Raw genomic sequence first — 16,109 nt, forward strand, 5'->3', positions numbered from 1 at the left:
GTGCTCTGCGATTTGCTATTTTCTGGCGATGCTACCGAGGGATTGGAGCCTTCACAACTGGCGCTGTTGCCTTTTTATACCGGCGCACCGCTGTTTGACGATGCCAGTGCCGCGACGAGCCAATTTAGCGACAACCGGCAGCAAGCGATTGTCTTTTGCTGGTCGTCCGCGAACATGCAGATCGTGCGGTGATTCACTTCTGCCGTGCGCGTCTCAGGGTCCGCATACAGCTCGAAGCCGCGTTGCGGCGGTGCAGCGCCAAGCCCGAGTTCGGCGCGGTCTGAATGTCTGGTTCCTACCTGACAGCTTGGAGGGCTCACTCCTGCGGCGAAGGTCGGCTCTCCGCCCTCGGTGTCTGAGTTTACCCATAGATATTTGTGGCCAATAACAGACGAGCATTGATCCGTTGCGCGCCTGGAGCCGCTGCGAGCCACGGAGTAGCCTCAGCGAGAGCCGGTCCGAGCTTCCCGTCCCTTTTGTGTAATGCCATGGCGAGTTCAGTGAGTTGGTAGAGGCCGCCCAGCGATGGCGGGGGAAGCGGGCCTTCTTCCAGGACGGCTATCGGCATTCCCAACCGAACGGCGACCTCCTCGAGGGTGACAAGATTTGGCCTCACCTCACGCAGTCTCACGCAGCCAGGAAGGACCTCGGTGACCTTGCGCGCTGTGCTCGAGATCACCGTTTCGGCGTCGGTCCCACTGCGCGTGAAACCGAGGCCCAACAGACCCGCTTTTCCGAGACCGACGATTGCGTCGTCACACTCCGCCGCAACCAACGCTTCGAGAACGGTGTCCGTGTCGGCCCCATCATCCCCGAAAGAAAAGATCAATTCGAACTCTAACTCGGTTTCCCGGGCAGCCCGCGTTGACGTCTCCAAATCGTGCTCTGCGGCCGGGTGAATCCGCACCCTTTCGGGCTGACCATGATCATTGTCCACTCGCGCATTTTGTATTCGAGTGACGCCGAAGACAACTTCACCTCCTTTGGGCGGCGACCCTGATCTGTAAGCGTCGAACTCGAACTGGCCTTCGTGGCTCGGCCATGGGGTAGCGAAATAGCCGCCCATACCCTTCTCCGCTGAGACGAGCCGAGCGCCGCGCGGGGTGTTCTCCACCCAGAGCCCATGCCGGGCGGAAACGAGGCTGAGCTCATCCAGAAAGCGGCGCAGGCGGTCCGAACTAATTGGGTCCTGTGTCTTTTCGGGCGATAGGCTTGATACCGCAGCACGCTCACGGCGAGGCACCCACCCCTCGAAACCGAACAGCGCCTGGGTCCGCCAAATCGCCCGGATAAGGGTCCGTTGCCACCAGGGCCTCGCGCGGAATATCTGAAGGTCTGGCCGCGCTGCCCGCAGGCGCTCTCTGAAGCGCTCGGTGTCAGTGCGCCTTTTCTCTAAGATGCCTGTGGAGCGCTGTCCGAATGACACAGGGGCCTTATTCCCTTGCAGGCGGTCCACCTCCGCACGCAGCTGGTTCACCTCCTCGACCAAATCATCACGCGTCATTCGATCAATAATTGCACGCACCATTTTCATCATCCTTTTCTGAGCCTGCACCGAGCCCTGCGACCGTTGTCGCGGACCATGTCCCGCCTTCATTTGCTGCTCGCCTCACCATCCCGCTCCGGAGGATTGCTGATGCGAATTGGAGCTTCCAATGATCGCATCGGGCGAAACCGTCGCCGTCGCCCGGGGGTGCCGATCGTTTGGCCCCCTGAAACCATAGTGTCCTGGCGAAGCTTGCGCGCCAGTTCTCGGCGATCGTTGAGCCGGCACCCGCCCGCGTCGTGCTGGCGATAAGTGATCGTCAAGCACCGCCGGCAGGAGAGACCGGCGGTGTCGATGTGCATTGCAGAATTACGATGCACACCTCTCGGCAGGGCCGGTGGATGATCCGGGTCCGCCTTATTTGAAGGCCCTGCAAGTGTCCTACGATTGATCCTGAACCGCCCCAGAACCGGGCTTCGGGCGACCGGGGCGGACCCGATGCATTGTCTTCCCTACGTTTGTTCGAAAAGGGTGTTTGCAATGCGGTATGCTTCCGCCGCATCGAGAGCGGCCTCGATGGCGGTTGCGAGATCGCCGACAGCGTCGAGCACAGTGATGAACACCGCGGCACGCTCCGAGCGAACCGGGACTGTATAGCCGCAGTCCGGGTCATGCTCATGGCCGCGCCATACGTAGGAGGTCTCACCGTCGGCCTGCTCGTTGAGAAGAGCAATGAATGCTTCGAGGTCCCGCAAGAACCCCTCTGTCATGAGAGAACGCGTGCCGATGCGCCGACTGATCTCGGAGGCAAAGCTGCGATGGCGCGGCTCGAGCAACGGGATGATCTTGCCGTCGAGGCATTTGCGCACGACACGGGCATAACCGAGCGCCTCGGCAACGAGATTGCTGACCTTGTCCATCACGCCACCTCCTTGATCAACGTTGCGGCATGAGCCCGCATCGCCTCGAGACCCCGCCCGAGGGCCTCGGCGCAGAGGCGCGCATCATCGGCACAAGGATCATCGGGATGCACAACCAGGAAGAACTGCGCTTCAGGCGCACAGAGATCATCGACGTATTCGAGCGTCAGAAGACAGTGCAGATCGCTCAGATCGGCCTCCAGATCTTCGGGTTCGGCGCCGAAAGTGATTGCGTCGATGAAAGAGGCGGCGCGCTCTTCCCAGCGGTCTCCGCCGAGCAGCTGGACCGCGGAGACAAGCTTGTCCGCATCGGCGCGAAGCCAGTCGAGGAACTCCTGCCGGAGTTTGGCGGCCTGGAGCGCGGCCCGCATAGTGGTGTCGTAGTTCATGGTGGTCTCCTTCGAGAACCCGGGATTGTCCCCGGTCAAGTCCGGACCGCACTCCCGGTCCGGTGTCGTTCTTTCTGTCCTCCTGTTGTTCTTGAGTAGGCTTGACCGCCTTGATCGCGCCCTCCACGAGGGGCGCCGACCAAGACGGTCCAAGGCCTCTCGCTGGATCTTCTGGCCTCGTCAGCAGCGCCCTGTGCCCAACAGCTGTGACGACCGGTCGAAAGCCAACCGCAGCCGTGCCATCATGACCCGGCTGGCAATGTCGCCTCATGTGATAGCTCCGGAACGCCAGTCGAGATCCTCCCATCACTCCCTTTTTGAAGGTCTTGGGACCGTCCGCATGCGCTTTCCGCGGAATTCTTAACAGACCGCCGAGATCTTGGTGGCTGGCCTCTGCCCCGCTTTGTGGACCCCATTGGCGTCGTATTCGCGCTGAGCTCTGACGCCCTGCTCGAGGTCGCTGCACCCAGCCGGCGTGAGGCGACGACTTGAGACGCCTTCTGCGTATAAACGGCTGTGACTGCATCGCCACGATGGTTGAGAATGGTGCCGGCCAAGGCCGCCTCCTCCGGTGCCGTAGCGACGATGAAATTCCCTACGGAATGCCGGATCGCATGCGGTGTGACCCGAACGTTGAAAACCGGGTCGGTGAGGTCCCCGAGGCATTTCGAAAGCTGGGCCCCCTTGATCGGGCCACCGCGTTCGCCGACGAAGAGTCGGGTTTCTCCGGGAGCCGCGACGACTGCGCGATGCAGCCGGACGTAGCGACCGATCGCGTCGACCAACGTCGCGCTGAAAGCACGTCGATCAACATCGCCTTCCTTCGTGGCTTGAGCATCGAGGTAGAGCCCGGCGAGATCTTCTAACAAGCTGCTTCGCAATTCGATTCCTGCACAGCTCGTGATCCGAACCGGCGCCTCGGCGAGCAGGATCATGGTCAACGCAGTGCGTGCTTTCGTATGTGCCGCGACCAGCTTTCTTCGATTGCGAGCTGCTGAATGCAAGGCGTCGGCCTTGTCGAGCAGCTGCTGGCCGGCGGCTCGCAGTTCGGCGGCGTCGACGGAGCGCGAAGCGTTCCGCGACCCATGATGGTGGGAGAGCTTCTTGAACCGATCTCGCGTGGTCTTGAGCCAGGTCCAGGATCTTTCTGGCCAGATGGCCGACGCCAGGCCCGATAGAGCTGCAATGTCGACGGCAACTCCGCCCATGCGCCGGGTCCCGCTCTGCACGCGTCCTTGGTCCTCCCGTAGTTTGAGCCGCAGGCTCACTGGCGTGACGTCGACTGCGAGGTCGTGGGCGCGGCAGAAGTCGAAATGCAGTGCACCGGCTTGGAGGCGCCTTTGGATCGTGCTCGGCGCCCACGCCTGCACCAGAACGCCATCACCGAGGCCGAAGTCGTCGACGAGGAGGAGCGGCGCAGCGGCAGCGCACCAGTCATCTGGAAATCTTGCCAGATTGCGTGCGATCGTCTCACGCAGCTGATCGCGGACGTCCGCTCGCTCCACTTGACGGTTGTCTCCTTCATAAAGCGCAGCGGCGATGGTCGGGAAAACGATGGCCAGCGCCATCCGCACGTCATTGCGGACTTGCTGTGATAGCCCTTCCGTGCGTTCCAACCATGTCAGTCGAGAAACGTCCCGAGGGTCAGCTCCGAGATTGTCCGAGATCTTCAGCCAGCGCCCGAGGGCGCGCCCGATGCGCGTTCGCTGGGCCTCGGTCAACGGATGGCGCTCGAAGCTGTCCAGCAGATCCCCCGGCCAGGCTGCCGGGGGCAGCGTGAGCTTGTGCCTCGCCATTTCAAATTTCCTTTCCGGTCTGAGGATCGACGAATTTGAACGTCACGGTTGCGAGCACCTGTCGCGCCTGCCGCTCGAGCAGGTGAATGTAGCGACGTTGAGCGATGATCTTCGAAACCTCGGCGTAGTAGGACTGCGTCGTCCTCAAGCGCATATGGCCGAGGATTTCCTTGACGAGCGCCATCGCGGCAGGGTCCTGGTCGAGAATGATCTTTCCCGCGAGGTGGCGCATCACATGCAGGCAGAGGTCCAGCCCGCAATGCTTCTTCATGTGCTTCTTGAAGCTGGTGTTGAGCTTTGACTTGGTGATGTAGCCTCGGCCGGGAACGTAGCCGCCATCCTCGACCTTGCGCCCGTCGGCGCCGGGGAAAAGATGTGGATTGTCGGCGGAAGCTTTCGCCTGCTTCCGGGCAACCGGCAGGAAGTGCTTGATGTAATATTGCAGCATCCGGACGGTCTCCGGGTCGATCCGGACATGGATTTCCTTCAGGGTCTTTCCCTCGTGCGCTGGAATGATCAGCGTGCCTTCGCCCTCGCCTTCGGGCAGGATCAGATGGCGATCGTCGCCTTCGTGACGGTAGCGCGAATGGTTGCTGCGCCGCACTGGCGCCACGTATTGCCCAATGCGCGCAATGAGCGCGTTGCGAGCGAGAGCAACGTGCGAGGCTTGCGGCTTACGCCCCTTCCGGATCGGAGCGCATGCAAGAGTCCACAGCGTGGACGGAGCCTCGAACCAGCGCTTCAATCGGGTCGTATCTGCAAATTTCGCGAGCATGGTTGCATGCCGAGTGCCGATGCGACGATCGGCGTAGACCCGTTTGAAGCTGCCATCAGCGACCCGCTTCATCCCGATTACGCTCGGGTCGAGTTGCCGTTTCATTTCCTCGACCGCCTCCAGCCGGTCGGGAGCGATGGATATGGCGCGCCCGACCGCACAGAGCGCCTCTACCAGCGTGTGCTCGTAGCGACCTTTCACCTTGGGGTCGTAGACGAGCCCTTGCGCCTCGTCCCGCTTTCGACGTGCGCTCCGGGCGGCCGCCACCAAGGCCGACACGACCGGTTTGCAAAACAGATCATCGAGGTTCTTCGGCTTCGGCTGAACCCGCGGGTCCTTTTCCGCTGCGTGCCAGGCGCGCTTGACCGCATCACGCCAGTTCTTGCGAGTGCCCGGCTCCAAGACCTGTGTGGCTCCCATCTCGGCATCTGAGCTGGCGTCTGCAAAGGCGATACCGAGTTCAGCGTATTCCGGATCGTCGTCCGGGACGAGGGCACCCCAGTCGCCGGGGTTGCGCGCAGAAATGGCCGTCTCGAGGAAAGCGTCCAAGGGCGCCCGAATTCCTGTGGGGACCGTCTTCCATGTCACGTTCTGCTGCCGGTGCACGGGCGCTCCCGGCAGCGGAAGATGCGGCCCATCGAGACCAGTCTCGACCGCGTTGTTCCATCGCCGAAAAGCGGCGCGCAGCTTCTCGACATAGGCGGGCGCATGTGTCGCCAGTTCCATGGCGACGAAGGCTTCGACAAGTGTTTTATTGATCTCGACTGGGGTGATTTCCTGCCCCGCGCAGAACCTTGCGAGGCGTCGCAGGATCGCGGCGGCGCTCCTTTCATGGTCCTTCAGCTGGTGATCGAGAATGGCGAGGGCCTGCTGCCACTGCGACGGCAGGGTCGAGGAGCATGTCTCGCGCATTCCAGTCGTCAGAGGATCGACGAACCTCACCACCTTGCGGATGAGCGTCCGCTTGTTCTCCAGAGACTTCATGCTTTCGACGCCGAATGTCTCCGGTATGGCGGCCCGCAGCAGCGGTTCAATCGCGGTGACGGTTGCCGGAAAGTCGTCAAGGCTGCCGTATTCCGACGCCGCCAGTGCCTCGAGCGCTGCACCGGCCCGCCTTGCCTCGTCGGCACCGAGGCGGAGACTGGCGGCGGTCGCCGCATCCGACAGAGTTGGGATACGGGTGCGGAGGCGGAGAGCGAGCCACCGCGTCGGCACATGGTCCCAGCAACGGAGTGCACGTCGCATGTCGCTTCCCACCTGCATCCAGCGCTGGCCAATGGTGGCCTTCAATTCGGCGCCAGGCACTGCGACCAGCTGCCGGAGATACTCCACAGGCAGTTCACCGTTTTTGCCCGAGGCTCCGCAAAGAGTCGCAAGGCTGCCCAAGGTCGCCCGGCGCGTGGACCCCTTCATGTTGGTCAGCCAGAGGCAACGGCGAAGATCCGCGGTATCGCCGGCCTCGGTCGCGAGGTCGGCGCGTTCGAAAGTTTCATGTTTCATAAATTGATCCGTTCTTCTTGCTTGATCCTGTGATCCGGTTTCGAGATCCCGGCGCGTTCCGAAACACGCCGGCGGGATCTCGAAACCGGATGACAGGGGCGGTCACCGCGCGCCTTGGTTGGACATCGTGCGACACAGGCCGACATCCGCCGCCTAAGGGGGAGATGGGGTGGTCTGCACGCCCACGCCGTGCAGACCACCCTTACTCCCCGACCTCGCTAATACATTGATTTTCTTCTTCTTTTATTTTTGCTTGGGCAAGGCGGCAGTAAGTGCGCCAGTTCTCCATCATCGCATCGGCGATGCCTTGGAACTCCCAGATATGGAAAGCGGTCAGCATCCACCGTCCGGAGGCCTTGGACCCCCGAAGTCGCCCGGCTTCGAGATAGCGGAGCACTTGCCGTTCAGAGCGCTCCAGAACCACTCCGGCTTCGGCTACGGTGAAGGTTTCATCGGGTGCAGTGATCATGCCGGCTTCCCGCCTTCGGCATTTCGCTTGATCTCGATCGGCGACCAGCGAAGCGAGCGCCCAATACGGACAGATGCCAGCTTCCCTGTTGCCGTCTTTGCTCGGACGTCATCGGGCGAACAGCCGAGCTCTGCGGCAACCTCGTGCAGGGTCAGAAGAGCCTGTGGTTTCGCGAAATCGAAACACCGTTGCAGGTCGACGGGCATCCCATCGAACGGCACCGCCAGCGCAGAACCGATGCGGACCGCACTGAGGTCGCCCTTGTCGATCAGCCGATTGATAGTTCTCGTCGAGACCGCCAACAGGCGCGCGACCTCGCCGAGCGCAAGCGGGCATATGTAATTGTTTTTCATAGTTTTTCCCGTGTTTTGGTTGCTTCATGTCAGACTTAGGGAAAAACAGATCGCCCCCAAAATACGTGGCGAAAAGGTGCAGCTTTCAGCCCGGCGGACATACAGACACTCCCCCTTCAGGGGGTGTCTGTATGTCCGCCGGGCGCGATGCATGACCGACTAAACTTTTTCTTGTTTCGGTTTTTCGACGTCCACCGGCCGGACCTATTTCCGGACTGTCCGCGAGACGGACAATCTCACAATCAGCCATGAAGGACGGCAAAAATGCAGAACATCCATCCTATCCCCGCAGCCCCTCTCGATTTCGATGACCTCTACCGGGACGCCAGGGTCCACACCCCGAACCTCAACTGGAATTACGCCGCGAAGGGGTGGCTGCGCCGCGGTGAGACTTCGGTGCTCTTCGGCCCGTCCAACTCGGGGAAGTCGGCGTTGGTGTGTCACCTTGGGAACTGCATCGTCACCCACCAACCCTTCTTCGGGGCCAGGGTGCGCCAAGGCATCGTTCTCCATGTCGGAGCCGAAGCTCCGGAATCGGTGCTGGATCGCATGCATGCTTTCGATTTGCGCGGTGCTACCGGGGCACTTCCGTATGTCGTGCGCATGAAGCCTGTTGACCTATCCATGCGGAACCAAGTCGACAACTTCGTCGCCGAGCTTGAGCAGCTGCGCCGCGATCGCAGCCAGCCGATCGTCCTGATCGTGTTCGACACGTTGGCGCGTTCCATCGGAACCACGGACGAGAATTGCGCCGGCGCGATGACGGGTATCGCCGATAGCGCTGGTCACATTGCACGCCAGATCGATGCCCATGTGATGCTTGTTCATCATACGGGGAAGGACGCCGAACGGGGCGGCCGCGGAAGCTCCGCGTTGCGGGGGGCCGTTGATACCGAGATTTCGCTCTGCCCGCACAAGGGGGCGATCGTGCGAGTGACCCACGAAAAGCAAAGGTCCATGCAAAAAGGCGAAGCGCACTACTTCGAGACTAAGGCTTTCATCCTGGGCCAGGATGAGGATGGCGACGACCGCACCACCGTCATGGCGGTCGAGAGCAGCAAGCCGTCGGAGAAAGATAGCGCGGACAACCGCAACGCTGCGTCGAAGTATGACACCGCGGTTCTGACCGCGCTCCACATCCGCCGCCTCATGGGCGCCCGCGGGGCTGTCCCATTCAATGCGCGTTACATCCTTGAAAGCGTTCCGCCAGAGATCTTCGGGTCGATGACGGACGAAAACCGCATGGCCACCATCCGTCGCGTGCTTTTCCGCCTTTCCGAACAGGAATCGCCTGCTGTCCAGAAGGCCGGCAAGGACTGGCAGCTGACGAGCAAGGACGGCCACGACGAGCCCCGTCGGTCCTAATTTCTTTCGTCTTGGAAGCGATCAACCAACCTTCTTCACACAAGCAACGCTCAGGCCGGGTTTGACAAACCCGGTTTGACAATTCGAAAGGCAAAATCGCCATGGAAAAGTCAAAGCATACCAAAAGCAGCAGTGGTGGTCGTCCACTCAGCTACGACCCAGACCTCGTCCACAATATCATTACGAAGGGTCTCGCTGAGGGCATGTCCCTCACCGATCTCAGCCTGGGCTACGTGAAGGAGAAGCTGCGGGAGGAACACGGCGTCACGGACACAATTCGGAAAGAAGCACTGGAGGCTCTGGTCAAAGCCGCTCATGCGGAGATCACCGAGGCAAAAAATCAGGCGCTTTTGGCGACCCTGCCCAACGAGATCTCTGCCGCCGTTTCGACTGCGATGGCGGCCACCGAGCGTGAGATCATGTTGGTGGTGGCTCGGCAGCACTCGACGTCGCAAGCCATGGCCGATCGGAAATGCGAGGAGCTCCGCACTGACAAGCGGAATGCGCAGTATCGCGTGATTGAGCTTGAGAGCGAACTCGCCGAGGAAAAGGCCGCGCGCAAGGAGATCGCGGAAGAACGGGAATTGCTGATCGAAGAATTGGCGAAAGTGCGGGAAGGCCTCCGGATTGCACGCACGGACATGGAACGCATCAGCTCCGAGCCCGCCGGTGTCGATCGCCTCCTCGCAGAATTGCGCAATCCGAAAATTCGCGATGACATCCGTGCAACCCTGTCCGAAATAATCATTCAACAAACGCCTTCGACTGGTAGCTAACTGCCTCACTAATGCATGAGAAAACGCTTGCTCTCCTGAGGTGGCTCGTTCTCACTCCCGGCATGTAAACGAAACGGCTACTGAGGCACTCTCGGTAGCCGTTGGTTTCTACATGCACATTGATCGGAACTGCATGAACTCGGAGAGGAGGTTAGAACCTCAAACCTTTCCCCCGAGGCGGGAGGCAATCAACTCACCGAAATCCGAACGGCGTATGCGTTTGGTTTTCGGGTTCCAGGTCGTAATCAGCCCGGTCGCGAGCAGATCGGGACCATGTGTGACCAAGTCGGCCCCCGTCTCTTCGCGGATTATGTCGTTGAGAGCCTCGTAATCTCCGGGGTCCTTGGTATCCTCAATGAGCGCGAGGGCCTTTCCGATGGCGCCGCGTGCGATCGCATCGGGAACCCGGATGTTGGCCGACCAGCTCTCAAACGTATCGGCGATCGTGCCGCGCGGCCGGGCAAGCTCCGCTACGAGCTTCACCGTATCTCCGGGGATGCCCCCGGTCGCCGAAAGGATCTTCGTGCGCAGATCAGGTGTATCGAGCTCGGTATGGTCGATATTGCTGAGATGGACGCGCAGCATCTCTGCGCCCCAGGGCGCAAGGAACTCTGTTTGCTGCTCCCGGCGATTGGCCAGGGCCCGCATTTCGGGATCGGATGCGTCGAGAAGGAGGATGGGCCGCACCTGGCCATCGAGAACGGCCGGCTGGCGCTCGAGCCATCCGAGTTCTTCGTTGGCCTGTGCCGCGGAGGTCGGCGTGTGCACGATGATGCGGGGGCGGTTGTCGCTCTTGCGCACTTTGTCGAGGATCGGACGAATGTCGCGGCGATCCTCGGTGACGAGGATCTCGGCGTCGTTCCTGCCAAGACCCGGGAGCTGGCTGACCGCCGCGATCCGTTTGAGGGCCATGCCAACCTTCTTCAGTCCGAGGACATCGAGCCCGCAGACGATCTGCGCGGGGGCGCCATCCGGATCGAGAAGGCGCTCGATCTGGAAGTCGGTGATGGGCGCATAGGGCAGTTCCAAGTCGGCCGCCGAGATCGACTTTCCGGGCGCGGCGTAGCGGCGCCGGTGGATCGTTCGGTCGTAGGAGACTGTGGGGTCCTTTTCCTGGATCTGAAGCAGCGCGGTTTCGATGTCCTCCCGGCTGCCCAGCATCGCGGCGACCTGCCGGGTGCGCAGACAGTAGGTGAAGAGGTTCGTGCCCGGGATGGGGACGCGCCCAAGAACACCCAAGTCGAAAAGCTCGTCGAGCAGGGCATCGAAGGCCGCCTGGGAGGGGCGTTCGGCGTTCTTGGGCCAGAAGGCCGAGGCGTGCTCGAGCAACTCCGCAGCCCGGAAGCCCGAAACCAGTGCCTGGTGTTCGAACCCTTCCGCGTTAAGCCAACCCAGCGTGTAGGCCACGAGGGCATAGCGCGAGTCGAGGTCCAGCGTGTAATGAAACTTCTCCCGAATGCGGCTTTCGATCTTGGAGAAGCCGCGATGGGCGAAGAGCTTCGAGGTGGGGATTGTCCACAGAGGCCCGTCATCCGGCAACCGGTAGGTTTTTCCGCTGCCGGCGCCGTGAAGCGTGCTCAGAAGCCCGCGGGCATATTCCTGGACGAGGCTGGGGTAATAATTGGCCCAGGCCAGGATTTCCTCGACCGCCTCGATGGATTCGAACTTGAAGCCTGCGGCGCGCATCGGGGCGATGATGAGGTCATGTGCCGCGCGCTTGTCGTCCTCACTCTGGTTGAGTGGGCCGATGCAGTTGCCCTGGCCGAGATGCGCCAGGGGCGAGTTCGGCTGGCGATGCATGCGCCGCACATTGTGCAGGCCTGCGAAGACGACCTTGAACGACCGTCCGGTGTCTTCCATCAGTGCCTTGAGCCGGCTCAGCTGCGGGTAGTCGGCCTTGGTTTCGGCATCCATGAAGTTGTCGGTTTCATCGAAGAGGCAGACGATCTGGCTGCCGGGGCGCGCGTGAAGCCAGGCACGGATATCCTGGGTGATGGCATCGGGATCGCGGCTTGCCTCGCGCACCACGCCCTCGGGCGAAAGCATCTGCTTGAGGTAATCCCAGATCTTGGAGGTATCGTCCGCCTTGCCGAGCATTTTCACATCGTGACGCACGACGATCCTGTTTTCTTCCGGAGAGTGGCGCGTATGGGCGATGTGGTTGAGCAGCGCCGACTTGCCCAGCTGCCTGCCTCCATAGACAAGACAGCCTTGCGAGCTCTTCTCCATGATCGAGCGGATCTCGGCCTCGCGACCGAAGAACATCTCGGGAGGAAGCTGGCCTGCATCGGTGATGTAGGGCTCTACACGCCCGTAAGGCAGGCCACATTCGAAAATGGTCCGGGCCCGCGTCTCGCGGCGCGTGGCGGCAAAGGCAACCAGAGCTTCGTCGATCAGGACAGCCGGAACCGCGGTGGCGCGCAGACGCTCGGCAAAGTCGCGCCGCTTGGTCATGTCGGCCACGCCGGAGAGAACGAGGATTGTGGGGATCTCCGCATCGAGAGCCTTGTGCACCGTCTCGGGAAGCGTGTCGGGACCGATGAGGAACACCGCATAGCCGCTGACGGCTTTGGAGCCGAAGATCGGCGGAAGAAACCAGCCCGAGGAGCTGAGATCACCGCTCTGGAGGTCGCCTAACATGTTCATGCGCCAGGACTTCGTGCGGCCGAGGCCGGTGATGCCATTGATGCGCACATTCTCGAAGCCGATCTCTTCGAAGAAAGCCCTGATCCTCGCGGCCGAGGGCTTCCCCTTGGGGATGGCTGCGCAAAGCTCGCGGTAAAGGCCGAGGAACTCGATCGCGGCGGGGCGCCGGCTTTCGTCGGTGAAAAGCAGCCCGTCTTCGGCGAGGGCCTTCTCGAAGCCGGCCATGTTGCGCGGCCAGTCGGGCCCGCTTGCAGCGGTGACGAAACCGGGGGTGAAGTCCGCGATCACCCCTTCGAGCTCGGCCTCGAAGGTGGCGGCGGACCGCCCGTCGCGCAGCTGCGCGATGCGATCCTCGGCGGCCTCGAGGGTCAGGTCTTCAACGGCGTCCAGAAGGGCATCTGCCTCTTCGCCATTCTGTTCGTTGCGGTATTTCGCGATCCTCGACTTCTGGTCGCGCCGAATATTCGCCTCGATCTCCTTGGCAACGGCATCGAGTTCGGCCGCATAGATCGGGATGTCGTCGAGGTCGTCGAGGCCCGTGCCGGCAGCGACGACCGACAGGCGCTCGAGCGCGCTTTCACACCAGCTCAGGCGCCGTGCGATTTCCTCCTGGTGGTCGTAGTCGACCTTGGCCAGAAGCTTCATGCGCCGCTGACGGGTCTCGAGCCCATCGATCCAGCCCTTGGTGAACTCCTTGATCTGCTCGGCGAGGCTTTCCTCGGCGGTGGTGATGTCGTGCCGCGTGGCCAGCCTGTGCGCGACCTCGAAGGCGCCTTGCGAGACAGCCTGGTCGAAGGCTTCCGCCGGCGTTGGAATCCCGGTGGTCTCGAAGATGCCGATCAGGGGCGCGAGTAGCGCCTCGGGATCGTTTGCGATCCGGCGCGCCTCATCGGGAAGAAGATCGCGCTCGCCCATGAGTGCATCTTCAATCGTGGCGTAGGCACCCGTGTCTGCCCCGTTCAAGGCCTCAATGGCTTCGGCGATTTGCTCCGAGAGCCATGTCGCCATCGCTTTTTGCAAGGGGGAAAGGCCGGTCAGGGAGACGAGGTTGTCGCGGGCTTTTTCGAGACGGGAGTGCAGGCTGGCGACGGTCGAGCGCAGGCGGTCTTCAGACCGCTGCGAGCCGGCATCATCCCTCTGAACAGCCACGAGCCAAGCGGACAGCATGCCCAGCGCCTCGTCGAAGTGCCGCTGGAGGTATTCGACGCCTTTCGAATGCAGACGCGCAGACGGCCGGCTGGTGGTGGCGGCATACTCGATCGCCAAGGCTTCGATATCGGCGCCCGTGCCCAGCCCGTCGATCGCTGCCTGGGCGAGGTGGCGGGCATCGCTGCTGTCGCCTCGGATGGCCGCCATTGCCTTGCCGATCAGCCCGGCATCAGAAACCGTATGATGCATGAAGGCAGTGGCGAAACCCCAGCGAGAGCTTTTCCGAGCAGTGGTGGAGATCCAGTTTTCGAGGCGCTCGGCAATACGCTGCCGCTGCGGGGCGAGCGGCGCCCCGGAGAGCCGGGCGAGCGTGTCGGGGCTGGGCGGGAAATCAAAGTCGAGATCCGCGATCGCAGCGCCGACTTCCTTGAGGTGTGGACCAAGCGAGCCACGGGCAAGATCGGGCAGGAGAGCCCGCAGGCTGAAGCTCTGCTGAAGGATGGCCGGCCTGAGAAGAGCGCCGAACAGCATGTTGGCGCCGTTGTCGCTTTTTACGGCGGTTGCCGCGCGATTGGCGATGGTCAGGAACCTCTGCGTGTCCGGGCCGTAATCTCCGTGAGGCGCGCGGGAGGCCGCCGCAGCGCGCAGAGCAGCCCCTTCAATCGGCCACCGGTGCCGGTGCGCTTCGAGGGCGTCGGCGGCATCTGCCGCGAGGCCGATCAGGCCCCGCTCGACAAGCTCGGGAAGAACCTTGGTGGGCAGCGGCGGCTCGATATAGGGGTCTTCTTCGGGATCGGGGGCCGTCGCCGCTTCAAGAGCGGCCATCTCGAGGTCATCCTCGAGATCGATTTCCTGTTCTTCAGATGTCTGGCTTGCCTCGGACGGGCTTTCCTGGGCCGGAGAATCGACCGGTTCTGCGTCTTGGACTTCCTCCGCCGGGTCATCGATGGCGACTTGGTCCTCCTGCTCACCCGCCGAGATGTCGCGAGGGGATTGCTCAATCTCCTGGGGCTGAGCCGGCTCCGACTCCTGGAGGGGTTCTTCATCCCGGTCCCGATCCGTCGAGGCATCTGCTTGCGCGGCTTGGTCCGCGGGGGCGTCTGCTTGTGAAGCCTCGTCATCCGACGGCGAGGCGTCGCCTGGCGCCGGGTCCGCGTCGACTTCGTCCTCCTCGACCGAGGGCAACTCGGCCAGCAAGATATCGAGCGTGGCCAGGTCGCGCGCAGTGATCGCATCGCGGATGGATTCTGCCTGGGTGTGCATCTCTGCGACCCGGGCGATCCGGGAGTTCACGATCTCTGCTTCATCGGCCAGGCTGCGGACCTGGTCGTAGCGCCGGGCCTTTGTGGCCTCCGCGATCTTGGCGTCGAGTTCCGCGCTGCGCGTCTCATCCTCGGCAAGTTCATCGATGGCGTGAACGAGATCATCGAGGAGGTTGAGGATGCGCGGCTGGCAGAACAGCTGCACGGTCTCCTCGTCGAGATCCTCGCGCGACATTTCCATGCCGATCTTGGTCAGAACGGCGGCGATCATGTCGATATCGGCCCGGTCGCGCAGTTCGGCCATCTCGGCCGCAAGCGAGGAGAGGTTCGCTATCGCGTGATAGCGGTCTGGTCCGGTCTCTTGGTCGAGTCCTGAGACCAAGGCTGTGAGAACCCGGCGCAGCGCGGCGAAATCATCCTCGTCGAGCGGGGTGTTGTGCGTCTTCGCGCTCTCGGCCTGGATGGTGATGAGGCGCTGGGCCAGAGACCAATCGCCATCTTCTTCGGATTCCTCCATGGCATGGTCGAGCAGGTCGCGACTGGACACGTTGCCCAGCGACATCTCGTAGACCATTGTGTAGATGCGATCGGGCATGTGCTCGATGAAGCGGTAGTAATGATCGATCGCATATTCGCAGAAGGCGCCGACCCAGAGATCCACCGGGACCGGCTCGGAGCTGACGAACTCGGGGAGGCGCTTCTGGAGTGCCTCGTTATTCTTGAAGCGAAGCTTGGAGAGCATGAGTTTGCTCAGGGTGCGCCCCAGGCGCTTGCGGTAGGATTTCTGGGAGCCGGGCTTGCCGCGGGTTATGCCTGAGCGGTTCTGGACGACCTCCACCTCGAGGGTGGGCATGACCCAGGGATTGGCTTCGAGCACATCGAGGAGAGCGTCGTAGAAGAACACCGGGTCCTTGGGGTCGAAATCCTCGTCGCGGTCGGCGAGATTCAGGCGTTCCGAGATGTAGCGGATGTCGCGCTGGGACAGATGGCCCGCCTCAGCAAGGAACTCGACAACGCCGGGAGCGAGCTCGCGCAGGGGAAAAGTGCGCAACTCGTCCGGGTCGATGTAATCTTCTGTCCAGTTCGCATATTTGACCTGGAGCGGATGAAGCCCGTCAGCATCGAGGCTGGCATTCCTGTAGGAGGACCCTTCCCCAACCACATGACGAATGATGGGGAAGGGGGCGGCGGTCTCTTCGTCGAGCATTGGTGTTCCTTCTCTC

11 protein-coding genes are annotated in these 16,109 nt (G+C 62.2%); 3 read left to right on the top strand and 8 right to left on the bottom strand.

From position 1 onward, the window contains the following. On the top strand, window positions 1-192 hold the full coding sequence (locus tag NHG85_RS12745; RefSeq protein WP_253332931.1) for a hypothetical protein: 192 nt from the start codon (window positions 1-3) through the stop codon (window positions 190-192). Window positions 193-361: 169 nt separating this feature from the next. On the opposite strand, the gene NHG85_RS12750 is transcribed toward NHG85_RS12745, so the two are convergent. The 7 genes from NHG85_RS12750 to NHG85_RS12780 form a co-directional block, all read right to left on the bottom strand. Beyond that, a complete protein-coding gene (locus NHG85_RS12750; protein WP_253332932.1) occupies window positions 362-1,528 on the bottom strand; it encodes a hypothetical protein in 1,167 nt (388 codons plus the stop codon). Between the two features lie 470 nt (window positions 1,529-1,998). Continuing rightward, on the bottom strand, window positions 1,999-2,406 hold the full coding sequence (locus NHG85_RS12755; RefSeq protein WP_253332934.1) for a hypothetical protein: 408 nt from the start codon (window positions 2,404-2,406) through the stop codon (window positions 1,999-2,001). After that, a complete protein-coding gene (locus tag NHG85_RS12760) occupies window positions 2,406-2,795 on the bottom strand; it encodes a hypothetical protein (RefSeq protein ID WP_253332936.1) in 390 nt (129 codons plus the stop codon). Before NHG85_RS12760 ends, NHG85_RS12755 begins: the two co-directional genes overlap by 1 nt. Window positions 2,796-3,037: 242 nt before the next feature. Next, window positions 3,038-4,591: a hypothetical protein gene (locus NHG85_RS12765; protein ID WP_253332938.1), complete on the bottom strand. Its 1,554-nt coding sequence runs from the start codon at window positions 4,589-4,591 to the stop codon at window positions 3,038-3,040. 1 nt (window position 4,592) lies between these two features. Next, window positions 4,593-6,866: a site-specific integrase gene (locus tag NHG85_RS12770; RefSeq protein ID WP_253332940.1), complete on the bottom strand. Its 2,274-nt coding sequence runs from the start codon at window positions 6,864-6,866 to the stop codon at window positions 4,593-4,595. Window positions 6,867-7,068: 202 nt separating this feature from the next. Then, on the bottom strand, window positions 7,069-7,335 hold the full coding sequence (locus NHG85_RS12775; protein WP_253332942.1) for a hypothetical protein: 267 nt from the start codon (window positions 7,333-7,335) through the stop codon (window positions 7,069-7,071). Continuing rightward, window positions 7,332-7,688, bottom strand: coding sequence for a helix-turn-helix domain-containing protein (locus tag NHG85_RS12780; RefSeq protein ID WP_253332944.1), 357 nt, complete (start codon window positions 7,686-7,688; stop codon window positions 7,332-7,334). Before NHG85_RS12780 ends, NHG85_RS12775 begins: the two co-directional genes overlap by 4 nt. A gap of 264 nt (window positions 7,689-7,952) precedes the next feature. On the opposite strand from NHG85_RS12780, the gene NHG85_RS12785 reads away from it, so the two are divergent. Both NHG85_RS12785 and NHG85_RS12790 read left to right on the top strand, forming a co-directional pair. Continuing rightward, the gene (locus NHG85_RS12785; protein WP_253332946.1) at window positions 7,953-9,053 is read left to right on the top strand and encodes an AAA family ATPase; all 1,101 of its coding nucleotides are present in this window, start codon (window positions 7,953-7,955) and stop codon (window positions 9,051-9,053) included. Between the two features lie 101 nt (window positions 9,054-9,154). Next, the gene (locus NHG85_RS12790) at window positions 9,155-9,829 is read left to right on the top strand and encodes a hypothetical protein (protein WP_253332948.1); all 675 of its coding nucleotides are present in this window, start codon (window positions 9,155-9,157) and stop codon (window positions 9,827-9,829) included. Between the two features lie 159 nt (window positions 9,830-9,988). Here the strand turns inward: NHG85_RS12790 and NHG85_RS12795 are convergent, their stop codons facing one another. Next, window positions 9,989-16,093, bottom strand: a complete 6,105-nt coding sequence (locus NHG85_RS12795) for a hypothetical protein (protein WP_253332950.1) — start codon at window positions 16,091-16,093, stop codon at window positions 9,989-9,991. Window positions 16,094-16,109: the final 16 nt, after the last annotated feature.

Source organism: Limimaricola litoreus, from assembly GCF_024159025.1.
Classification (GTDB): Bacteria; Pseudomonadota; Alphaproteobacteria; order Rhodobacterales; family Rhodobacteraceae; genus Limimaricola; species Limimaricola litoreus.

What these genes read in the sequence shown, in the direction of transcription:
- NHG85_RS12790 (WP_253332948.1), top strand. Translation starts at nt 9,155, where the DNA reads ATGGAAAAGTCAAAGCATACCAAAAGCAGCAGTGGTGGTCGTCCACTC.
- NHG85_RS12780 (WP_253332944.1), bottom strand. Translation starts at nt 7,688, where the DNA reads ATGAAAAACAATTACATATGCCCGCTTGCGCTCGGCGAGGTCGCGCGC.
- NHG85_RS12750 (WP_253332932.1), bottom strand. Translation starts at nt 1,528, where the DNA reads ATGGTGCGTGCAATTATTGATCGAATGACGCGTGATGATTTGGTCGAG.
- NHG85_RS12795 (WP_253332950.1), bottom strand. Translation starts at nt 16,093, where the DNA reads ATGCTCGACGAAGAGACCGCCGCCCCCTTCCCCATCATTCGTCATGTG.
- NHG85_RS12770 (WP_253332940.1), bottom strand. Translation starts at nt 6,866, where the DNA reads ATGAAACATGAAACTTTCGAACGCGCCGACCTCGCGACCGAGGCCGGC.
- NHG85_RS12765 (WP_253332938.1), bottom strand. Translation starts at nt 4,591, where the DNA reads ATGGCGAGGCACAAGCTCACGCTGCCCCCGGCAGCCTGGCCGGGGGAT.
- NHG85_RS12785 (WP_253332946.1), top strand. Translation starts at nt 7,953, where the DNA reads ATGCAGAACATCCATCCTATCCCCGCAGCCCCTCTCGATTTCGATGAC.
- NHG85_RS12760 (WP_253332936.1), bottom strand. Translation starts at nt 2,795, where the DNA reads ATGAACTACGACACCACTATGCGGGCCGCGCTCCAGGCCGCCAAACTC.
- NHG85_RS12755 (WP_253332934.1), bottom strand. Translation starts at nt 2,406, where the DNA reads ATGGACAAGGTCAGCAATCTCGTTGCCGAGGCGCTCGGTTATGCCCGT.
- NHG85_RS12775 (WP_253332942.1), bottom strand. Translation starts at nt 7,335, where the DNA reads ATGATCACTGCACCCGATGAAACCTTCACCGTAGCCGAAGCCGGAGTG.